This is a genomic window from Paenibacillus sp. OT2-17 (assembly GCF_009827695.1).
In the GTDB taxonomy this organism is placed as follows: domain Bacteria; phylum Bacillota; class Bacilli; order Paenibacillales; family Paenibacillaceae; genus Paenibacillus; species Paenibacillus polymyxa_B.
In genome coordinates, this window is record NZ_WUDQ01000497.1 from 1 (window position 1) to 2,762 (window position 2,762).

The following is a 2,762-nucleotide window of genomic DNA, read 5'->3' on the forward strand; positions in this document are numbered from 1 at the left end:
CAAGTAGCCTTTTCTCCATCCGGCTAATGGCCATATCCAAAATAAGACTGTTGATTACCACTCCGCATAAAACAGCCAATATAGCAAACTCTATTCCTGGCTTCATCATGACCAGCACAACGCCACTGCAAGTAAAAGCCCCCCAGATGAACAGCGTCATCTTCATGGTCTGTAGGCGAAGCTTGTACTCATCGTAGGCATGCTGACCAGCTAGTCGCTTACGTACACTTGTGATGTATCCAGATAAAAAAGGCACCTTCATACACAGCGTGTACAACTTATGCAGTAAGGCTTGCAGCTCACGTTGAAGTACCGCTTTTCCTTTGCGACCTTCCTGAACAGAATGAATTCGTCCTCTGCGAACTGCATGACTACTTCGCTTACGCAACCCCCACAAAACTATATATAGAAGCGCAAAGCCACCACCTGATATTAGTAAAATCCATAATAAAATTTCTTTAAGACTCATAGTCTTCCTCCCAATAGCGGGTCAAAAAACTGCGGAAATCTCTGGCATCCTTTACATTCATCTGCTCACACATTTCTTTTGCACTTTTGGCAGTAAGGGGCTCCATCGGTATATAGCTTCCGTTCCGATATTCCATAATGTGGCGATAACTATAGCTCGTTGAAACATTGGAGCCTGCATCCGTATGATCCGGGTCACGCGGCACACATTCTGTGATCCGTTCGATGTAGCGTCGCCCTTCCGCATCACGTTTGAGATGCACATCAAAGTTAATGACATGAACTACCTGTTCCTCAGCGATGCCTTCATGCTGAAATACTCCTGTTTTGAGCAATGAATTACGAAGTGAAAACACGAGATCACGAAATGTTTTGGCATGATGAGTAAAAATGGTGAACAGACTGGCAACCTGCGACATTTGAATCATCCAAGCAGCTACTTCATCACTTGCTACTTCGCCTAGGATATTAACGGTTCCATCTGTTTTTTTCTGCAAGTCAAGCCCTTGTTGTCCTGAAATATGGTCCGTTTCTCGAAAGGTAAGAATGTTACGGCGACTGTAAATGCTGCGTAGATGCAGTTCAAAGGCCATTTCTTGAACACGAAGCGTATACGAAGCATAAATATGCTTGACCATCGCCATTAACAACGTTGTCTTACCTGAACCCTGCGCGCCTGTAATAGCAGTAATCCGGCTGCCTTTCATTAAATAAGAAAGTAGCTGGATTGGAAAATCAGCATTCTGTCCCTTAATTAACTGTTCCAGCGATGCGCTTTGAATATCGAATTTACGGATAAAGAAAGCCCACGATTCTGAGAAAGGAGGGCGCACCACCACTACCCGTGACCCATCCTTCATTTCGTTGACCTTATAACCATTCGCTTCGGAAAGCTGTCCCGGGTAATTGTATTTATAAATATTTTGGCACACCCTTTTAAGTTCACGCTCAGATCCGAAGGAAAGGAACGAAAGATGGATAGTTTTACCTTTATAAAAGATCCATACGCTCTCATAACCATTGGCAGTAGGCGCAGATGTTTGTTCAAATACATACCCATCCGAAGGCCAGTCTGATGATGCAGGAATCCCACCTTCCGGCATACCACTGACGCCCCCACTTACACCGTCGATCCGCTGGTCACGAATATCATCAATGACGGAAAAGCCTTTGTAATGCTGATAAATCCGTTGGACAATAATATCCACTTTCTCCAAAAAGGAAAGAGGGCGGTACTCACAGTCATAGATATAACGAATATCCTCTGCGGTAACGAGATAATTTCCATCTTCTTCACCTTGCTGTGAATACCTCATTTCGGCCAAGTCATAAGTATCCAGTAAACGTGATAGTGCATCAGCGCCAAACTTCTGCTGGTATTGGTAAAATATAATTTCGAATTGATCCTGTATGCTAAACAACTCAGGTCGGGAGAATGGCATAACAATATCGACAATTTTCTCGTTTAAGCCGTAACCGTTAATCAGAAGCTCAGCCATCAGATTTTTAACAAAACGTTTATCACCCATGCTGCCATTGGCACAGTCCTTTAACGCCCTGCGTAGTTCCGCCCTTTGATGGATACGCCGTCTATATTCCTCTTCATGCAATCCGGCATCCGCCATCTGGCTATGACTTAGTTCATGAAGTGCATTTTTGATATACTCTATTAATGTTTCGAATGTGGCATCTTCGTTCTTTTTTTCTACCCGAAGGGTTGAATGTCGCGAGTGAAGATTCCCACGGTATTTAACAATAATCAGTACGATGCACATCAGTACTATACAGGTAAGAATCAATCCGTTGATCATTTGAGCGGACAGCATTTAAGCGCCCCTCTCCAAAGCCTTGAGCCGAAGATCGGACTCTGCCGCCTCCAGAATAGCTTTGCTGATATGCCGTATACTCTGCGCCCATCTCACGGGCATAAAAAGCTTGCGGTGCTGCTCTTTTCCACTTCGCACCTCACGCTGCACATGGCCGATCACATCCCTGCGGTTCCATGCGTCCATAAATCCGGTGCTATAAGGGACTGTATACAAAGCACCTTTGTAGCCATATCTCCTGCGAATATTCGTTTCATTCACTTGAGAATGCACATCATATTTCCCAAGTACAATCAATAAGGGTAACGATGAATAGGTAGATAACGGAGACACAGATTCAAAATAAGCGTCTAACTCTCGCATATTCTGAGTGAGTGAAAGAACGGCCAGTTCGGCTCGTGCACATGCTTCATGCTGTACAGCCCCCCACCCTGCTCCACTTCCTGCATCAATCAGCGTTAAATCATA

1 protein-coding gene and 2 pseudogenes are annotated in these 2,762 nt (G+C 44.5%); all 3 read right to left on the minus strand.

Annotation, left to right across the window (positions count from 1 at the left end):
• Positions 1 to 469 (minus strand): annotated as a pseudogene (locus tag GRP75_RS23665) (hypothetical protein); the annotation flags it as partial.
• Complete coding sequence (locus GRP75_RS23670; RefSeq protein WP_160790538.1) at positions 459 to 2,294, minus strand: ATPase, T2SS/T4P/T4SS family; 1,836 nt, start codon at positions 2,292 to 2,294, stop codon at positions 459 to 461. The gene GRP75_RS23670 and the pseudogene GRP75_RS23665, both read right to left, overlap by 11 nt.
• A pseudogene (locus GRP75_RS23675) lies at positions 2,295 to 2,762 on the minus strand (hypothetical protein); the annotation flags it as partial.